The 17,741-nt window shown below is 60.0% G+C and carries 15 protein-coding genes; 11 read left to right on the forward strand and 4 right to left on the reverse strand.

Features of this window, described 5'->3' with window-relative positions; genetic code table 11:
• The first annotated feature begins 5 nt into the window (after positions 1-5).
• The 10 genes from HKD21_RS03715 (at position 6) to HKD21_RS03760 (ending at position 10,439) form a co-directional block, all read left to right on the forward strand.
• Complete coding sequence (locus tag HKD21_RS03715; RefSeq protein WP_194254258.1) at positions 6-2,879, forward strand: bifunctional transaldolase/phosoglucose isomerase; 2,874 nt, start codon at positions 6-8, stop codon at positions 2,877-2,879.
• A gap of 3 nt (positions 2,880-2,882) precedes the next feature.
• On the forward strand, positions 2,883-3,881 hold the full coding sequence (gene gnd / locus HKD21_RS03720; RefSeq protein WP_194254259.1) for a phosphogluconate dehydrogenase (NAD(+)-dependent, decarboxylating): 999 nt from the start codon (positions 2,883-2,885) through the stop codon (positions 3,879-3,881).
• A 13-nt stretch (positions 3,882-3,894) separates the two neighbouring features.
• Complete coding sequence (locus HKD21_RS03725) at positions 3,895-4,848, forward strand: Cof-type HAD-IIB family hydrolase (protein WP_322782901.1); 954 nt, start codon at positions 3,895-3,897, stop codon at positions 4,846-4,848.
• Positions 4,845-5,585, forward strand: coding sequence for a 6-phosphogluconolactonase (gene pgl / locus HKD21_RS03730; protein WP_194254260.1), 741 nt, complete (start codon positions 4,845-4,847; stop codon positions 5,583-5,585). The genes HKD21_RS03725 and pgl overlap by 4 nt, the downstream gene beginning before the upstream one ends.
• Positions 5,582-6,277, forward strand: coding sequence for a ribose-5-phosphate isomerase RpiA (gene rpiA / locus HKD21_RS03735; protein WP_194254261.1), 696 nt, complete (start codon positions 5,582-5,584; stop codon positions 6,275-6,277). The genes pgl and rpiA overlap by 4 nt, the downstream gene beginning before the upstream one ends.
• A complete protein-coding gene (locus HKD21_RS03740) occupies positions 6,274-6,816 on the forward strand; it encodes a gluconokinase (protein WP_194254262.1) in 543 nt (180 codons plus the stop codon). The genes rpiA and HKD21_RS03740 overlap by 4 nt, the downstream gene beginning before the upstream one ends.
• Before the next feature lie 3 nt (positions 6,817-6,819).
• Positions 6,820-7,347 (forward strand): YaiI/YqxD family protein, encoded by a 528-nt coding sequence (locus tag HKD21_RS03745; protein ID WP_194254263.1) that lies wholly within the window; start codon positions 6,820-6,822, stop codon positions 7,345-7,347.
• A 54-nt stretch (positions 7,348-7,401) separates the two neighbouring features.
• Positions 7,402-8,274, forward strand: coding sequence for a LysR family transcriptional regulator (locus HKD21_RS03750; protein ID WP_194254264.1), 873 nt, complete (start codon positions 7,402-7,404; stop codon positions 8,272-8,274).
• 137 nt (positions 8,275-8,411) lie between these two features.
• Positions 8,412-9,854 (forward strand): aldehyde dehydrogenase, encoded by a 1,443-nt coding sequence (aldA, locus tag HKD21_RS03755; protein WP_194254265.1) that lies wholly within the window; start codon positions 8,412-8,414, stop codon positions 9,852-9,854.
• Positions 9,855-9,911: 57 nt separating this feature from the next.
• Entirely contained in the window at positions 9,912-10,439 is a 528-nt protein-coding gene (locus HKD21_RS03760; RefSeq protein WP_194254266.1) for a type 1 glutamine amidotransferase domain-containing protein, read from the forward strand.
• Between the two features lie 79 nt (positions 10,440-10,518).
• Here HKD21_RS03760 and HKD21_RS03765 read toward each other — a convergent pair whose 3' ends face one another.
• From HKD21_RS03765 to HKD21_RS03780, 4 genes are all read right to left on the reverse strand, one after another.
• Entirely contained in the window at positions 10,519-11,625 is a 1,107-nt protein-coding gene (locus tag HKD21_RS03765; RefSeq protein ID WP_194254267.1) for a glycerophosphodiester phosphodiesterase family protein, read from the reverse strand.
• A 13-nt stretch (positions 11,626-11,638) separates the two neighbouring features.
• Positions 11,639-14,032: a TonB-dependent receptor gene (locus HKD21_RS03770; protein ID WP_194254268.1), complete on the reverse strand. Its 2,394-nt coding sequence runs from the start codon at positions 14,030-14,032 to the stop codon at positions 11,639-11,641.
• A gap of 120 nt (positions 14,033-14,152) precedes the next feature.
• Positions 14,153-15,592 carry an ATP-binding protein gene (locus HKD21_RS03775; RefSeq protein ID WP_194254269.1) on the reverse strand — a complete coding sequence of 480 codons (1,440 nt, stop codon included), beginning with the start codon at positions 15,590-15,592 and terminating at the stop codon, positions 14,153-14,155.
• A 4-nt stretch (positions 15,593-15,596) separates the two neighbouring features.
• Complete coding sequence (locus tag HKD21_RS03780; RefSeq protein ID WP_194254270.1) at positions 15,597-16,832, reverse strand: TIGR03862 family flavoprotein; 1,236 nt, start codon at positions 16,830-16,832, stop codon at positions 15,597-15,599.
• Positions 16,833-16,906: 74 nt separating this feature from the next.
• Here HKD21_RS03780 and panC point away from each other — a divergent pair, with 74 nt between their 5' ends.
• The gene (gene panC / locus HKD21_RS03785; protein ID WP_194254271.1) at positions 16,907-17,734 is read left to right on the forward strand and encodes a pantoate--beta-alanine ligase; all 828 of its coding nucleotides are present in this window, start codon (positions 16,907-16,909) and stop codon (positions 17,732-17,734) included.
• Positions 17,735-17,741 lie beyond the last annotated feature (7 nt).

Here is a 17,741-nt window from a genome sequence, read left to right on the forward strand (position 1 = left end):
ATCCTGTGGCAGACACAATCTCCAATACCGGTCTGAATGAAGTCGGCAGCGTGCTGCGCGAGCTTGAGAAATACGGCCAGTCCCCCTGGCTGGATTTCATCCAGCGCAGCTTCACGGAGGACGGAAGCCTCCGCAAGCTGGTGGACGAAGACGGCCTGCGGGGCGTTACGTCCAACCCGGCCATCTTTGAGAAGGCCATCGGACACGGCACCGAATACGATCCGCAGATCCGCAAGCTGCTGGAAGGCGAGGGTCTTCCCCCCGGCGATCTGTACGAGCATCTGGCGATTGACGACATCCGTTCCGCCTGCGCGGTTCTGTATCCGGTGTTCGAAAAGACCAAGGGGCTGGACGGTTATGTCAGCCTCGAAGTCTCGCCCTATCTGGCGTTCGACGCACATGGGACGATCACGGAAGCCCGCCGTCTGTGGAAAGCAGTCGCGCGCGAAAACCTGATGATCAAGATCCCTGGAACGTCTGAAGGCACGGGCGCCATCCGTGAAGCCATCGCTGACGGCATCAATGTCAACGTGACGCTGCTGTTCTCGCTGGATGCCTACAAAGCGGTGCTGGAAGCCTATATTTCCGGCCTCGAAGCTCGCGCATCCCGCGGCGAGGACATTTCGCGCATCTCCAGCGTGGCTTCATTCTTCGTCAGCCGTATCGACGCCAAGATCGATGGAGAAATCGACCGTCGCATTGCCGCTGGTGATGCAGATGCCGAGGCGCTGAAGGCCATTCGTGGCAAGGTCGCGATCGCCAATGCCAAGATCGCGTATCAGTACTACCTCGAAGTCCGTAACAGCCCGCGCTGGAAGGCGCTCGCCGAGAAGGGCGCCAACCCGCAGCGTCTGCTCTGGGCCAGCACCGGTACCAAGGACAAGGCCTATTCCGACGTCCTGTATGTCGAAGAGCTGATCGGGCCTGAGACGGTCAACACCATTCCGCCCGCAACGTTCGATGCGTTTCGCGATCACGGCAAGGCCCGCGCCAGCCTGACCGAGAACGTCGATCAGGCACACCATGTTCTGACCGAGGCCGAGCGCCTTGGTCTGGATCTGGACGGCGTGACGACAAAACTCGTCAAGGAAGGCTGTGCGTCCTTCAGCGTGTCGTTCGACACCTTGCTGACGGCCGTGGCAACCAAGCGCGAAGCCGTCATCGGCAAGCGTCTGCTGCGTGTCAGCGCGGATCTGCCGCCGGAACTGCGCGATGATGTCGCCGGTGCGGAAAAGGACTGGAGCCAGAGCGGCGGTCTGCGCCGGATCTGGCAGAAAGACCCGTCGGTCTGGACGAATGGCCCGGAAGCTGGCTGGCTGAACTGGCTGACGATCGTGCAGGATCGCCTGTGGAACGTCGAGGAGTTGGAAGTTCTGGCCCGTGATGTCCGCAGTCGCGGCTTCAAGGATATCCTGCTTCTGGGCATGGGTGGTTCGAGCCTCGGCCCAGAGGTTCTGGCCGAGACGTTCGGGCAGCGTGAAGGCTGGCCGAAGCTGCATGTTCTCGACAGCACGGACCCGCAGCAGGTCACGGCGTTCGAGAAAGCCATCGATCCGAAGAACACGCTGTTCATTGTCGCCAGCAAATCCGGTGGAACGCTGGAGCCGAACATCCTGTTCGCGCATTTCTGGCAGGTGGCCGGTCAGGCTCTGGGCAAGAAGCCGGGTGACAACTTCATCGCCATCACCGATCCCGGCTCGCACATGCAGAAAGTGGCTGAGGAAAACGGCTTCTGGCGCGTGTTCTATGGCGACCCGAAAATTGGCGGCCGGTATTCCGTCCTGTCCAATTTCGGCCTCGTCCCGGCTGCGGCAAGTGGCATCGACGTCCGCAAGCTGCTGACGGTCACACGTCTGATGGTGGAATCTTGTGACGGAAGCGCGCCCCCGGCTGCCAATCCGGGTGCAGTGCTGGGCCTGATCCTGGGCCATGCCGCGCATTGCTTCGGCCGCGACAAGGTGACGATCCTCGCCTCTGACGGCATTGCTTCGCTGGGCGCATGGCTGGAACAGCTCATCGCCGAAAGCACCGGCAAGAAGGGCCTCGGCCTGATCCCCATCGACGAGGAAGAACTCGGCGCGCCGGATGTCTATGGAACGGACCGCATTTTCGTGGACCTTCTTCTGGGCGACGACGTTCCCGACAGCCGCCTCGGTGCTCTGCGGGCTGCTGGCGCACCAGTCGTGACCATCCGTCTGGCTGATGCCACACAGATTGGACAGGCATTCTTCCTGTTCGAATTCGCGACGGCTGTGGCTGGTGCGGTTCTCGGGATTGATCCGTTCGATCAGCCCGACGTGGAGTTCAGCAAGCTCGAAACGCGCAAGCTGACCTCGGCCTATGCCGAAACGGGTTCGCTTCCGCCGGAAACGCCGTTCGCCAAGGATGGTCCGCTGTCCTTCTATGCAGATGCGAAGAACACGGAAGCCTCTGGCAGCAAAAGCGATGCAGTCTCCATTCTGAAGGCGCTTTTTGATCGTGTGAAGCCGGGCGACTATGTCGGCCTGCTCGCTTATATCCGTCGCGATCAGCAGACGCGCGACTGGGCACAGTCCGTTCGTATGGAACTGCGGGACACGCTGAAAGTGGCAACAGCCGCCGAATTCGGCCCCCGGTTCCTGCATTCGACGGGCCAGGCCTACAAGGGCGGACCCGACAGCGGCGTGTTCCTTCAGGTCACGGCGACGGATGCGGCGGATGTGCCGGTTCCGGGTCATGGTTTCAGCTTCAGCGTCGTTAAGGCGGCGCAGGCACGAGGCGATTTCGAAGTGCTCGCGGCCCGTGGCCGTCGCGCTCTTCGCGTTCATATCGATGGACCGCTGGAAGACGGGCTGAAGGCTCTGGAAACGGCAATTCACGAAGCACTGGCAGGAGCATAAGTCATGCGGATCGGAATCATCGGACTGGGACGGATGGGCGGCAATATTGCCGTCCGTCTGACGCGCCACGGACATGATGTCGTCGTGCACGACCGTACGCCGGAAGTGACGGCTTCGGTCGTCGGGCGCTGTGAAGCAGGACGCGCAACGCCCGCCAGCTCTGTGGCCGAGATGGCAAAGCTGCTCGAAGGTGACGAACACCGCGTGGTGTGGGTTATGCTTCCGGCAGGTGCCATCACCGAAGCCTGCGTTCAGGAACTCGGTGGCCTTCTGGGGCGTGGGGATGTCATCATCGACGGTGGCAATACCTACTACAAGGACGACGTCCGCCGTTCGGCCGAGCTGGCCGAAAAGGGCATCTCCTATGTGGATGTCGGCACCTCAGGCGGTGTCTGGGGTCTGGAACGCGGCTACTGCATGATGTTCGGTGGCACGAAAGAGACCGCCGAGTACATTGATCCGATCCTCAGCGCTCTGGCGCCGGGCATCGGGGACGTGGCGCGCACACCGGGCCGTGGTGACAAGGGCCATGATCCGCGGGCCGAGCAGGGCTACCTGCATTGTGGTCCTGCCGGTTCGGGGCATTTCGTGAAGATGGTCCATAACGGTATCGAATACGGCATGATGCAGGCCTTCGCCGAAGGTTTCGACATCATGAAGAGCAAGAACTCCCCCGTTCTTGCGGAAAAAGAGCGTTTCGAACTCAACATGGGCGATATTGCCGAAGTGTGGCGTCGCGGCAGTGTCGTGTCGTCCTGGCTGCTCGATCTGACGGCCGAGGCCCTGACCCGTTCGGAAACTCTCGACGAGTTCTCTGGCGAAGTTGCGGACTCTGGTGAAGGTCGCTGGACGATCGAGGCCGCCATTGAGGAAGACGTGCCGGCTCCGGTCATGACGGCTGCGCTGTTCACGCGCTTCCGTTCGCGGTCCGGCAACAACTTTGCCGAGAAAGTGCTCTCGGCCCAGCGTTTCGGTTTCGGCGGACACGTCGAAAAGAAATAAGACTACGCCCCTCATGGGCAATGACTGGCTGGCAGGGTATGGTTTTGCCATTGCTGACCAGCCAGCCCCCGCAAAGACTCTGACGGGGGTTTTTACAGGGGCTTTTATGTCCGTTGACCTCGACGCCATCCATGCGGACCTGCCGCCGCTGCCCAAGACCATCCGTATGGTCGTGTCCGACATGGATGGAACCCTCCTGACGCCAGATAAAACCATAGCGCCCTCTACGCTGGCGATGGTGAAAACGCTTCAGGAGCGGGGAATTCCCCTTTGTCTTGCCAGTGCGCGGCCTCCTGCTGCCATGGTTCGCTATATCGAGCAGCTTGGTCTGACGGGCCAGAATGCCGGCTTTAATGGCGGCATCATTTTCCGCCCTGACGGCACTACGACCGTCAGCCGCGTTCTTACGCCGAATGTCCTGTCGATCGTCCATGACATGCTGCATCTGCATGAGATTGAAACATGGTTCCTGCGCCAGTCCTACTGGATGGTTCGGGATGCCCATACGCCGTTCGTCCAGCACGAACAGGGCATTACCGGCCTGACCCCGCATCAGGTTCCTGACCTGCGCAAGGAGTTTGAGGGCATCGGCAAGGTGATGGGTGTGAGCAGCAATACCGGTCTGCTTCAGGATATCGAGACCGAGCTTGCTGTCCTGCTTCAGGGAGAAGCGAGCGTGCGGCGCTCTTCCGATATTCTTCTCGACGTGACACCGGCCCTTGCCAATAAGGGCGAGGCGATCCGCGAACTGGCGCTTGCCCACGGCATTGCGCCGCATGAGGTGGCCTGCCTTGGCGATGCCCATAACGACCTGCCGATGTTTTCGGTCGCAGGACTGGGAATTGCCATGGGGCAGGCCGAAGAGGACGTGAAAGCCGCCGCACAGGTTTCCACGGACACCAACGAGCGCGACGGCTGGGCCAAGGCTGTCGAGCGCTACATTCTGCCGAGGGTTCCCCATTCATGACGACTGATATTCGCACCGCCACTCTGGAAACCCTCCCTGATTCGGAAGCCGTCGCTCTGCGGATGGCCGACCTCTTCATCGAAGGCGTTCTCGCCAAGACGGACGGCCTGTTCCGGGTGGCGCTTTCGGGAGGCTCCACGCCCAAGCGCCTGTTCGAAATCCTCGCAACGCCGTCACGGGCAAAACTGGTCCCGTGGGAACGCGTCGAGATTTTCTACGGTGACGAGCGCCATGTTCCGGAAGGGCATGCAGACAGCAACCACACGGTCGGCCAGTCCGTTCTGTTGTCGCACGTTCCGGTGCCTGCACAGAACGTCCATGCCATTCCGACCGGCGATACGGTAGACGCGGACGCGCAGGCCTACGAAAAAACCCTTCAGACTTCCTATGGCGCCACGGAACTTGATCCGAAGCGTCCGCTGTTCGATCTGGTCATGCTGGGGCTTGGAACAGATGGTCATACGGCTTCGCTGTTTCCGGGACAGCCCGTCCTGAAAGAACGCAAAGCGTGGGTTGGAACGGCCGCACCGTCCACCGCGCCCTATGAACGCATCACGCTGACCTACCCTGCCATTCAGTCCAGCGCGCTGGTTGTGTTTCTCGTGACGGGATCGTCCAAGGTCGAAATGCTGGAGCGTCTGGTCGAAGGCGATAGTTCCATCCCGTCCGCCCGCGTGACGAGCGAAGGTCGGATCGTTATTCTTGCAGATCGCGCTGCGGTCGGAGAAGGCGCATGAGCGGCACGGACATGAGCCTTCACAAGCGCACCGCAGCGCGTGAAGCGGCTGATATGGTCCAGAGCGGCATGGTCGTGGGTCTCGGAACGGGCAGCACGGCCGCCTATATGATCGAGCGTCTGGGCGAGCGTATTGCCGAAGGTCTGGAGATTTTCGGCATTCCGACATCCGATGACAGCGAAGACAAGGCGATCAAGGCCGGAATTCCGCTGACGGATTTTGGAGCGCATCGTCGGATCGACATTGCGATTGACGGTGCGGACGAGGTCCAGCGCGGTTCGCTCAACCTCATCAAAGGTCTGGGCGGCGCGCTCCTTCGCGAAAAAATCGTGGCACAGGCCGCAAAGCGTTTCGTGGTGATTGTGGACGGCACCAAGCCCGTGGACCTGCTGGGCGAACGCGCCCCTGTCCCCGTTGAGGTCATTTCCTTCGGTTGGGAATGTACGGCGGAACATCTCGCGGCCTGTGGTGCGCGTGGTGTGAAGCCACGGACCGACCGCGCTGGGTCACTGTTCGTGACGGATACGGGCAACATGATTCTGGACTGTCATTTCGGACCAATTGAAAATCCGGAAAAACTGGCCGGGAAAATCGATCGTATCGTCGGTGTGGTAGAGCACGGCATGTTCCTCAACATGGCTTCGGACGTTCTGCTGGCGACGCCGGACGGCGTGGAGCGGTGGGAGCCATGACGGCTGCGGCCGTACGCTCGAAGATGGGCCTTGAGCCGCATTTCCTCGTGGTCATGGGCGTGTCCGGGACAGGCAAGACGACGATTGCGACCGGACTGGCCACCCGACTTGGCTGGCATTTTCAGGAAGGCGATGCCCTGCATCCTCCTGCAAATGTCGAGAAAATGAGCACCGGTCAGCCGCTCACCGATGCCGATCGCGCACCCTGGCTTGCGCTGTGTCATGACTGGCTGCGGGCACAGGTCGAGGCTGGCCACGGCGCGGTTCTGACGTGCTCCGCGCTCAAACGCGTCTATCGTGAACAGCTTCGCGCCAATGGGCTCCCGATTGAATTCGTGCATATCGATACGTCCGCCGCTGAACTCGCAGCGCGGCTGGAGCGGCGGGAAGGGCACTTCATGCCCGCAAGCCTACTTCCAAGCCAACTTGCCACATTAGAGGCTCCGGGCGACGACGAGCCGGTCATCCGCGTTTCCGGCGAAAAGCACCCCGATGTGGTGCTGGAGGAACTGATCCGTCACTTCCAGACGGAGGGCTGACCAATGACAGCGACTACCCGGCTTCTGGTGGATGCCGATGCCTGTCCGGTCAAGGACGAGATCTACCGCGTCGGTGCGCGCTATGGCCTGAAAACGGTCATTGTCGCCAATAGCTGGATGAACATCCCACAGTCTCCGCTCATTGAACGTGTCGTGGTTCCTGAAGGGCCGGACGTAGCGGATGACTGGATTGCGGAGCAGGTGACGGCGTCCGACATCGTCATTACCAGCGACATTCCGCTGGCTGTGCGGTGCCTCGCGAAGAAAGGCGCAGTTTTGCGCCCAAACGGTGAGGAAATCGACGAACGCTCTGTCGGTATGGTCTCGGCGATGCGGGATCTGATGCAGGGTCTGCGTGAGACAGGGACGGTCACGACCTACAATCCGTCCTTTGGGAAAGCCGACCGAAGCCGCTTTTTATCCGCACTCGATACACTCATCGTGCGACTCCGCAGAAAAGCTGCTCTGGCGCAATCGCTCCCCAGTTCTTCAGAAACAATCCACAGGGCCTTCCCCGGAGATGTTCCCTGAATCTGGGGATATCTTCTCACGGGGATAACCGCGCCCGATGAGGGTATTTTTCCCATGAACCCGCTTCGCCTTACCCAGATTGAAATGTTTTGCGCCGTGGTGGAGGAGGGAACGGTCGTCGCAGCATCGCGACGGCTGAACTGTGTGGCCTCCAACGTAACCGCGCGTCTTAGGGAACTGGAGCTTCTGGTCGGGCAGGATTTGTTTCTGCGCGAAAAAAACCGCCTGATTCTTACGCCGGAGGGGCGACTGTTTTATCGGCAGGCACTCCCGGTCGTCTCCGGGGCGCAATCCCTGACGGATCTGTTTTCTGAAGGCCGCCTGCGCGGTATTCTGAATATCGGGGCACTGGACGTAGCCCTCGAAGCGTATCTGCCTCAGATCGTGCCGGAGTTTCTAAAGGTCTGTCCGGGTGTAGAACTGAAGATGTTCCTCCGCCCCTCCTATACGCTGGAACGGATGCTTGCGGATGGGGAGATCGATCTGGCGCTGACGGATGGTCCCATCGTGCACCCTCTGATGGAAAGTCGTTTTGCGTTCCACGAGAGACTGGCGCTGGCCATGCCCGCCGGACAGGATGGAGCGCGGGATGGGCAACATGTTTTCCTGTTCAACACCGACTGTTTCTATCGAAGGTATTTCGAGACCTGGCTTGAGCGGCACGAGGTGTCGAACGCGATCATCCATACAGTCGAATCCTATGATGTGATTCTGGCCTGTGTTCAGGCGGGATTAGGAATTTCCTGCGTTCCCCACAGTATCGTTTCACAGATGCAAAGTCGTTGTGGGGAAGGGATCACGTTTACATATCCGGAAGATCTCAAGGGGAGCGAAGTCTATTTTATCTGGCGTGAGCCAGGACTGAATGATCTGGGGCGAAGATTTCTGAATCATGCCTCTGAGAATGTGGATGCTGACGAAAAATGAGCTGAAGAGTCACAGATCATCGCTTTTGATTGTGCAGGAATGTCGCCACCATCCCGTCATCGATTGAACTGCTGGCGTGCTGACGCGTCTGTTTCATGACAGGACGCAAGTCGTCACACAGGAATGCAGGAAACTCCATGACTGAGAAAAGCACTCTTTTCATCAATGGCAGCTGGGTCGCACCAAAGGGTGGTGAATGGATCAAGGTTGAAAACCCGGCCACAAAAGCGGTTATTGGCGAAGTTGCCAAAGGCGGGCAGGCGGATGTTGACGCTGCTGTCTCGGCTGCGAAATCGGCCTTTACCGGCTGGAGCCGTCGCACGGCGACTGAACGCGCTGATTATATCCATGCGCTGAAGGATCTGGTGAAGCGGGACAAGGAAAAGCTGGCCGCTCTCATTACAGCCGAGATGGGCAAGCCGCTGAAGGAAGCCCGGATCGAGGTGGATTTCGCTGTTGGTCTGCTGCGTTTTGCTGCGGAGAACGTGCTGCGCCTTCAGGGTGAAATCATTCCGGGCAGCGCGCCGAACGAGAAAATCCTGATCGACCGTGTGCCCTTGGGAGTCATCGGAGCCATCACGGCCTGGAACTTCCCGCTGGCATTGTGTGCCCGCAAGATTGGCCCGGCCGTCGCCGCGGGGAACACCATTGTTCTCAAACCGCATGAGCTGACGCCGCTGACGTGCCTGCATCTGGCGAAACTCGTCGGGGAGGCCAAGATTCCCCATGGTGTCATCAATGTTGTGACGGGGGACGGCAAAGACGTCGGTGTGCCGCTGGTGGCGCATAAGGACATCCGGCTGATTACGATGACGGGCTCAACCCCGGCAGGCAAGAAGATCATGGCTGCTGCATCCGAGACCCTGAAGGAAGTCCGGCTGGAGCTTGGTGGCAAGGCACCGTTCATGGTCATGGAAGATGCAGATCTGGACAAAGCTGCCGATGCTGCCGTGGCGTCCCGATTTGGCAACGCGGGTCAGGTCTGCACGTCCAATGAGCGCACCTATATCCATGAGGCGGTCTATGACAGGTTCGTGCAGAAAATCCGTGAGAAAATCGAGGCGCTGAAGGTTGGTCTGCCGACGGATCCCAGCACGGATCTGGGCCCCAAGGTCAGCGAGGACGAGCTCAACAAGGTCCATGCGATCGTCGAACATGCGGTCCGGCAGGGAGCGCGTCTGGCGATCGGCGGCAAACGTCTGACGGGCGGGGTGTATGATCAGGGTTATTTCTATGCCCCGACGCTTCTGACCGATGTTACGCAGGATATGGACGTCGTCCATAATGAGGTGTTTGGTCCGGTCATGTCCCTGATACGAGTGAAGGACTTCGATCAGGCCATCGCTTGGGCCAATGACTGTCGTTACGGTCTGTCAGCCTATCTTTTCACAAATGATCTGGGCCGCATCCTGCGTATGACCCGCGAACTTGAGTTTGGTGAGGTCTATGTGAACCGTCCGGGTGGCGAGGCACCGCAGGGTTTCCATCATGGCTACAAGGAAAGTGGCCTTGGAGGCGAAGACGGTCAGCATGGCATGGAAGCCTATGTCCAGACCAAGACAATTTACCTGAACGCATAACGGATTGGCGGGCAGCCTGATGATGGCTGCCCGTTTCTTTCTGAAAGGAACAACATCATGGTAAGAGTCGCTGCGCTGGCCACCGATGGCCTAGAAGAAATTGAATTGACCGCACCACGCGCCGCATTGGAAAAAGCTGGTGCGACCGTTACGGTCATTTCCCTTAAAGCGGGGGAATTTCAGGCTGTGAACAAGGATATTTATCCTTCTCACAACATCCGGGCAGATCTGGCGATCGTTGGGGCAAATCCCAATGATTACGACGCTCTTCTGCTACCGGGCGGGCTGGCATCCCCGGATTCCTTGCGGATGAACAAAGATGTGGTGGCCTTCGTCAGAGCATTCGTGAAGGCAAACAAACCCATTGCAGCCATCTGCCACGGCGTGCAGACGCTGATCGAGGTGAACGAACTCAAGGGACGGACCGTCACCTCCTGGCCGAGCATTCGCACGGATCTGGAAAATGCGGGGGCAACCTGGGTGGATAACGAGGTCGTGGTTGACGGACCTTATGTTTTCTCGCGCTGTCCGGCCGATATTCCGGCTTTCAACAAGGCCATGCTGAAGCATTTCAAACTCGCCTGAGAGCGACCCTGACGGTCACAAAAAAAAAGGAGGTCTCCTTTGCGGGGAACCTCCTTTTTTTGTGGAAAGCTGATTGATGTCAGCTTCTGCCATCCACTGCTCTGCGCCCCAGAGCAGGATCGTCGGTGAAAAAGCCGTCGATCCCCATATCCAGATAGCGTCGCAGTTCTGCGACCATACCGTCGGGATTGCGCGCAGCGTCGCCTGCGTTGTTACGAAGCTGTGCCGGAAGAAAATGGTTTTCTGGTCGCGCCGTGTAGGAATGAACCAGCAATCCCGCCCGATGGGCATCCGTTACGAGGCTGGAGGGCTCCAGCCAGGCGCCGTTGCTGTCACGTGGGATCAGGTCCGTATTGGACGGACCGATCACGTCGGCATAGCGGCGGATGTCTTTCAGGCCCTCTGGCGTCATAAGGTCACCAAAGGTCGTCTTCTGGCCCGCTGCCAGAAGATCCGGCGGTACGTCCTTGCGTTCGCCCATCAGCAGCATCAGGCGTGCCTGTGGGTTGATGGACAGAACATCAGCGCGGATGCGCCCCAGATTGCCGGTCTCGAAAGACTGGAGTTCCAGTGGGGCCTGCCGGGTGTAATTGTGGGCAGCGATGGTCTGAAGAAACGCGGCTTCGGGATTGAGGCCGAGGCTGTTGAAATAGGTGGAATGCTTGATTTCCGGCACTAGGCCGAAAACCTTGCCCGTCGCTGCCGATTGGGCTGCGACCTGCTCGATGACTTCCTCGAAGGTCGGGATTTCGAAGTGATCGTCATAGCGCGTGTTATGAACGCGGATCGTGGAGAGGCGTTCACGGGCGCGGAGGGTCTTGAGTTCGGCCAGCGTGAAATCCGTAGTGAACCAGCCGGTCTCGATCCGTCCGTCTATTTTGAGGGATCGGTGGCGGGAGGCGAATTCGGGGCGTTCCGAAACATCCGTCGTCCCGACAATGTTGCTTTCATGGCGGACAACCAGATGGCCGTCTCGTGTCATGACAAGATCTGGTTCGATGAAATCCGCACCATCCATCATGGCGCGGGCATAGGAGGCCAGCGTGTGCTCTGGTCGCAGGGCCGAAGCCCCACGATGAGCGAACACGAGTGGCTTCGGCGCCAGTGAGGGCGCGGCTTTCGCCCGCAGATGCAGGGCGGGAAACCCTGCTGCGAGCAGGCCGAGGCTCTGGCGACGTGTCAGCATGGGGAAGAGTTCCTTACAGGGCTGCGCTCAGGCTCAGGAAGAACATACGCGGCGCGATGGGAAAGGCCGAAAACTGACCCGCAGTCTGGGTCGCGTTGATCGTGGACCATCCCTTCGTGTTTGTCAGGTTGGTAATGTTGCCCTGAACTTTCAGCGATGCCAGATGCGGGATATTGTGGAACGTATAACCTGCGTTCAGGTTAAACTGCGCGTAGGGTGCAGCCCACATATCGTTGGTATAGGTCGCATAGCGCTTGCCGATAACGTCGCCAGTGAACTGGCCGTAAGCATTGCCCCAGTTGGTGGTGAAGACGAACTTCTCCGACCAGTCCGGCATGCCCACAACGTTTTTGCCAGCCGTACGGATGATGCTCGAACCCGTGCTGTAGTTATCGTTATAGGTGGACTTGTTGTAAGACAGCGCGTTGTACAGCGAGAAATGCGGGCCGAAATGGGTGGTGAAGGAGAAATCCATACCATCCGTCGTAACCGAACCCACGTTCGCAAGCGTGGTAGCGGAGCCGATGATGGACGACAGGGTCTGCGTCGTTGCCACGGCCAGCAGGCGGTTCGAGAAGTGAACGTGATAGTATTCGACCTGACCTTCGATCGCCGTCAGCGGGCCGAGATGGATCTGGCGGTGCTCACGCAGGCCGGTTTCGTAGGTCCATGATGTTTCGGGCTTGCCGTTGTTCTTGAACTCTTCGAAAGCGGCTTGGCTGGTTGCGCCCCACGGGGTGGCGTTGCCATAGCCCGCATCCTGGAAGGAGCGCATGTTCTCCTGAATGTTGGCGAACCACTGCTCATGCTTCGTGATGTCCCAGACCGCGCCGAAAGCGGGCAGGAACGGCTTGGCGGCATCGATCTCGCCACCCGGTGCCGTCACGGCATAGGACGGGGAGAGCGAGCCCGGCTTGGCGGCCACGGGGAGTGTGCCGTTGGTATAGACCAGCTCGGATTTGAAGCCCGCCATCAGCGAGAAATTCTTCGAGATCTGCCAGTTGTCCTGCAGATGCGTCACGAACGTGTTGGTGTAGAAATTGTTGGTGTACTGGTCGATCAGGGCGTTCTGCTGGCGCTCGTAAGGGGTGGTTGGGTTATTGGCGTCCAGCGGATACCAGCGACGGGCCTGTGTGTTGTTGTTGCGCTCATACCAGCCGCCAAGCTCGATCGAGTGCTTGCCGAGATGGTAGCGCAGCGTGGACATCAGACCGCCACGATTGTCCCAGTATTCGGTCGTGCGGGTTGCATAGCCCGAGCCGCCGAAAACGGTATTTAGATCCTGTCCCGGATAATAGGCGCCGAACAGTGTCGGCAGACCAGCCGCCGAGATCGGGCCGGCGACAACACCTTCACCCAGATCATGGTGATAATAGATGCTGTTATCCCAATGCAGGTTTTCGCTGAAATCATGCGTCCATTTGGAATAAGCGAGGAAGTCCTCGCGCTGGGCCGCAGAGTAATAGTTGCGATAGTTCAGACCGACTGCATGGGAGTTGGCTTTGGCATAATCGAAATTTGGATAGGTGAACGGGCGGACATAAATGCCGTAACCCTGCGGCAGCGTGACGCTGTCTTCATTGGGCTCGACCTTCTGCGACCAGTCAAAGAATGTCGAGAAATGATCGTGTTCGCTGTTGTGAACGAACTTTGCGTTGACCTGATAGCCGCCCTGATGGCCGGCGAAGTCCCAGGCGCGGGCATCCTGACGGGCAAAGGAAACATAGGCCGAATTACCGTTGCCGAACTCACCCGTATCGAGACGTGCAAAGGTGCGGAACGTGGACCAGCTTCCGAAAACCTGTTCGATCTGCGCGCCACGCTTGTGCAGCGGGTCCTGCGTTGTGAACTGAAGCGTACCGCCGAGATTGGACGTGGACGCTGTGCCGAGCGCACCTGCACCGGAAGAAACTGAGGCCGATCCGACGTTCTCGCTGATGACTGCGCGCTGTGGCGAGAGGCCGTTATAGTTGCCGTAAGCCTGATCGCCGAGGGGAATGCCGTCGAGCGTATAACCGAGCTGGTTCTGGTTGAACCCGTGAACGTAGAGCGAGGAGTTCTGCTCGTTGTTGCCCCAGGGGTCGGCGTTGTTAAATACGACGCCCGGCAGCATTTCCAGCGCCTTGACCGGGTTCACGCCCGGCAGAATACGCTGGATCTGCACATGGCTCAGCCCCTGTTCGGAGCGTGTCCGGCGCGCCGTGATGACGAGCTGTTCCGTGCCACCGGCCACAGCATCAACCTTGGCTTTGTGCCTGGCGTTGCTTTTCGCCGCATGTTTGGCGGGCGTGGCTTTTTTGGTTTCGGTCGCGGCGGCACTGGCCGGGTGGGGAAGAGCAGCAGCCAGCGCAAATGGCGAGCAGAAAACGGTCAGGAGCAGACGGGAACGCAGCAGGTTGCGCGGCATTTAAGATCTTTCCGGGGCAAGAAGGGTTCGGACGCGGCGGACCCTAATCTTTCCTTAAAGATCTGCGTGTGAAGCTCATGTGAATGTGTTGTGACAGAATGATGACAGTCAGGCTGCCTGTCAGGCTGTCTGCCAGCCCAACCCGACGATCGCCACGCGCCGCCCCAAAGGGGTATCCTGAAGAACGATGACTTCCCGCTCTTCCAGATAGTTGAGCTGACGGCGCGCACGGCCCAGAGAATGCGTTCCGTAGGCACGGGCCAGTGCATCATCGTCGGGGCAGGTTTCCGCATCCAGAGCCGTGCGGGCCAGCAGCAGGAAAACGCCCTGCACGTCTTCCGGCAGGGTCGCGGCGACTGTCTGGGCCTGTTTCCACTGCTCGCTCTCGGAACGCTCCCGGTCCATCCCGGCGCGGATCGTGGCTAACATCCGGTTGAAAGATCCCAGTTCCAGCACGTTGCGCGACAGGCCCTGAATGCGCGCCCGAAGCTGGAAGTCCTGATACAGGGTCGCCAGCGGTTTATAGTCCGATCCGTCTCCGGCCACGACTTCAGCGACCAGCGACCAGAGCTGATCGGGATCAGCCTCGACGCTTATTGCTGCGGGTGCGGGTTCCTCGGCTTCACGCTCGGCACCATAGGCATCAAGTTGGGCGAGAAGGTCCGGCGGAGGAGGGCGGGTTTCCCGACGCGCGCGGGGCGTGAACTCATGGACGGGTTCGAGAATGATGTCCCGCAGGTCTTCGGCAGAAACAGGCTCAAGCGGCACGAGAACCGGACCGGTGGCATGGCTTGCGGTCGTGACAGGGCCGATGGCCACGAGTTTCGGGCGTCGGCTCAGGGCGGGGCCGAGCGCCATGAACTGACCGCGCGCCAGATCGCGGAAGGATTCCGCCGCACGGCGCTCCATGCCCAGAAGATCGGCCGCACGCGCCATGTCGATATCGAGGAAGGTCCGGCCCATCAGGAAGTTGGACGCTTCCGCCGCAACGTTCTTCGCCAGCTTCGCCAGACGCTGGGTGGCGATCACGCCTGCCAGACCGCGCTTTCGGCCACGACACATGAGATTCGTCATGGCGCCAAGCGACAGGCGGCGCGCTTCGTCTGATGTGTCGCCGCTGGCCACGGGTGCGAAAAGCTGGGCTTCGTCCACCACGACGAGGGCCGGATACCAGTGCGCCCGGGGGGCTTCGAACATGCCGTTAAGAAACGCGCCGGCCGCCCGAAGCTGCATTTCGGCTTCGACTTGCTCAAGGTTCAGCACCACGGAGGCCCGATGGGCCCGCACGCGCTCCCCAGCGGCGCGGAGGCTGGCTTCGGACTGGTCTTCGACGTCGATCACCAGATGACCGTAATGGTCGGCGAGAGTGACGAAATCGCCTTCCGGATCAATCATCACCTGCTGGACGAGGGTTGCCGTCTGCTCCAGCAGGCGCCGCAGAAGATGCGATTTCCCCGAGCCGGAATTGCCCTGGACCAGCAGGCGCGTGGCCAGGAGTTCCGGCAGATCAATGCAGGTGTCGGAGCCGTCGCGGCCCTGTCCGAGAACGATGGATGTCATGGCGTCAGGCGATAGCCGAACTGGACGATTCTAGCCACCCAAGGACGCCATTTGCCGCTGCATAAGCAGTGGAAAAACACCCCTGAAGCAGATAGCCGCCCGTCGGCGCTTCCCAATCCAACATTTCTCCGGCCACAAACACGCCGGGGCGGGATGTCAGCATGAGCCGTGCATCCACGGCGTCCCGCCGTACGCCGCCTGCGGTCGAAATGGCACGATCCAGCGCGTCCATGCCGATCAGCGACAGAGGCAGGGCCTTGAGGGTCTGGGCAAGCTGAAGCGGGGTGGCGTTTTTCGGGGTCGCAAGCCTGAGAAGTTCGCGGGAGGGCGCATCCAGTGCCAGTGCTTTCCGCAGGCGATTGGCCTGGCTTTCGCGTTCGCGCTGGGCCAGCAGGCGTTTCAGAACGTCCTCGGCCGAAAGTGTAGGACGAAGATCGAGCGTGAGAACGGCTTGTCTGTCGCGCTGGATCGCGTCCCGCAATGCAGCCGAGAGGGCATAAAGCGCCGATCCTTCAAGCCCGCGGGTCGTGATGGTCAGGTCGCCCCGGCTCTGTTGTCCGCCAAAAGACAGCCCGACCGAATGCAGGACGCTGCCTTCGTGCCGTATAGCGAAATCCGCTGTCCAGTTGGGCATGAAGCCGCAGTTTGCGGGGGCAAAAGGCGCGGTGTCCTCCGGCAGCAGGTCCGCCCAGAGACCGTCCGATCCCAGACGGGACCAGCTTGCGCCCCCCATTGTCAGGAGGGTTGCATCGGCATGAACCGAGATCCGGCCGTCAGGGGTATCGAAAACAGGGGTCGAACCGTCCCAGCCGACGAAACGATGCCGGGTCCGGATCGTCACTCCCTGCTGCGCCAGACGCTCAAGCCATGCCCGCAGAAGCGGAGAGGCTTTCATGGCTTTTGGAAACACCCGTCCTGAAGAGCCGGAAAAACATGGCTGCCCGAGCCTTTCCGTCCATTGCCTCAGCGCCTCTGGCGGAAAGGCACGGATGGCAGGTTCGAGCCAGTCCTGCGCGTTGCCATAGCGCTTCAAAAACCTGTCCAGCGCTTCCGAATGCGTCAGGTTCAGCCCGCTGCGTCCGGCCATGAGCAGCTTGCGCCCCACGCTGGGCATCCGGTCAAAGACCTGCACCCTGCATCCTCGCGCCGACAGGATTTCGGCTGCAAACAGCCCTGCCGGACCGGCTCCGATAATGGCGATGGATGGTGCGGTAGACGGAGAAGAGGACGCAGCAGTCATAGGCGTCTGATTGCCATGTGCGGCAGGGTTTGTCAGGCTCCGGGCGCGCAGTTCTGGCCGGAAAGGAAACACAGATGCAGGTTTTTGAGACAATTGATGCGTTTCGTACCGCACGCAAAAGCTATGGAACGCTTGGCTTCGTTCCGACCATGGGTTTTCTGCATGAAGGCCATCTGGGCCTCGTCCGCAGGGCCAAAGCCGAAAACGGTGCGGTAGCCGTCAGTATTTTCGTCAACCCGACGCAGTTCGGGCCGAACGAAGACTACGCCTCCTATCCGCGCGATCCGGATCGGGATCTGGCGCTTCTGAAGGATGCCGGAGCCGATCTCGTATTCCTGCCAACACCGGAAATCCTCTATCCGTCAGGTTTTGCAACCCGCATTGAAGTCGGCGGCGTTGCGGACGAACTCGAAGGCCAGTCCCGCCCCGGACATTTCTCTGGTGTGGCAACGGTCGTAACGAAGCTGTTCAACATCGTCCAACCGCAGCGGGCCTATTTCGGGCAGAAAGATGCCCAGCAATGCGCGATCGTTCGGCGTTTTGTGGCGGATCTGGATATCCCCGTCGAAATCGTGGTCTGTGACATCGCGCGCGAAGACGATGGCCTGGCGCGGTCCAGCCGTAATGTGCGCCTGACGCCTGAAAACCGTCACAGAGCCCCGGCGCTGTATCACACGTTGCAGGAAGCTGCGCGGCTGTTCCGAGATGGCGAACGCAATGCGGATGTTCTGGAGGGGGCTTTGCGCGTCAGTCTGATAAAGGCCGGACTGCCGGACATCGATTATGCCACGGTGGTGAACGCGGACACCTTCCGCCGCGAACAGCCCTGTTCTGATAACGCTCTGGCGCTTCTGGCTGTGCAGGCAGGAGCGGTGCGGTTGATCGACAACATGCCGCTTTGAGATGCAT

The organism is Gluconobacter cerevisiae, assembly GCF_015244675.1.
GTDB lineage: Bacteria > Pseudomonadota > Alphaproteobacteria > Acetobacterales > Acetobacteraceae > Gluconobacter > Gluconobacter cerevisiae.

Coding starts and splice junctions, on each gene's coding strand:
- gnd (WP_194254259.1), top strand. CDS start 2,883: ATGCGGATCGGAATCATCGGACTGGGACGGATGGGCGGCAATATTGCC.
- HKD21_RS03725 (WP_322782901.1), top strand. CDS start 3,895: ATGGGCAATGACTGGCTGGCAGGGTATGGTTTTGCCATTGCTGACCAG.
- pgl (WP_194254260.1), top strand. CDS start 4,845: ATGACGACTGATATTCGCACCGCCACTCTGGAAACCCTCCCTGATTCG.
- rpiA (WP_194254261.1), top strand. CDS start 5,582: ATGAGCGGCACGGACATGAGCCTTCACAAGCGCACCGCAGCGCGTGAA.
- HKD21_RS03740 (WP_194254262.1), top strand. CDS start 6,274: ATGACGGCTGCGGCCGTACGCTCGAAGATGGGCCTTGAGCCGCATTTC.
- HKD21_RS03745 (WP_194254263.1), top strand. CDS start 6,820: ATGACAGCGACTACCCGGCTTCTGGTGGATGCCGATGCCTGTCCGGTC.
- HKD21_RS03750 (WP_194254264.1), top strand. CDS start 7,402: ATGAACCCGCTTCGCCTTACCCAGATTGAAATGTTTTGCGCCGTGGTG.
- aldA (WP_194254265.1), top strand. CDS start 8,412: ATGACTGAGAAAAGCACTCTTTTCATCAATGGCAGCTGGGTCGCACCA.
- HKD21_RS03760 (WP_194254266.1), top strand. CDS start 9,912: ATGGTAAGAGTCGCTGCGCTGGCCACCGATGGCCTAGAAGAAATTGAA.
- HKD21_RS03765 (WP_194254267.1), bottom strand. CDS start 11,625: ATGCTGACACGTCGCCAGAGCCTCGGCCTGCTCGCAGCAGGGTTTCCC.
- HKD21_RS03770 (WP_194254268.1), bottom strand. CDS start 14,032: ATGCCGCGCAACCTGCTGCGTTCCCGTCTGCTCCTGACCGTTTTCTGC.
- HKD21_RS03775 (WP_194254269.1), bottom strand. CDS start 15,592: ATGACATCCATCGTTCTCGGACAGGGCCGCGACGGCTCCGACACCTGC.
- HKD21_RS03780 (WP_194254270.1), bottom strand. CDS start 16,832: ATGACTGCTGCGTCCTCTTCTCCGTCTACCGCACCATCCATCGCCATT.
- panC (WP_194254271.1), top strand. CDS start 16,907: ATGCAGGTTTTTGAGACAATTGATGCGTTTCGTACCGCACGCAAAAGC.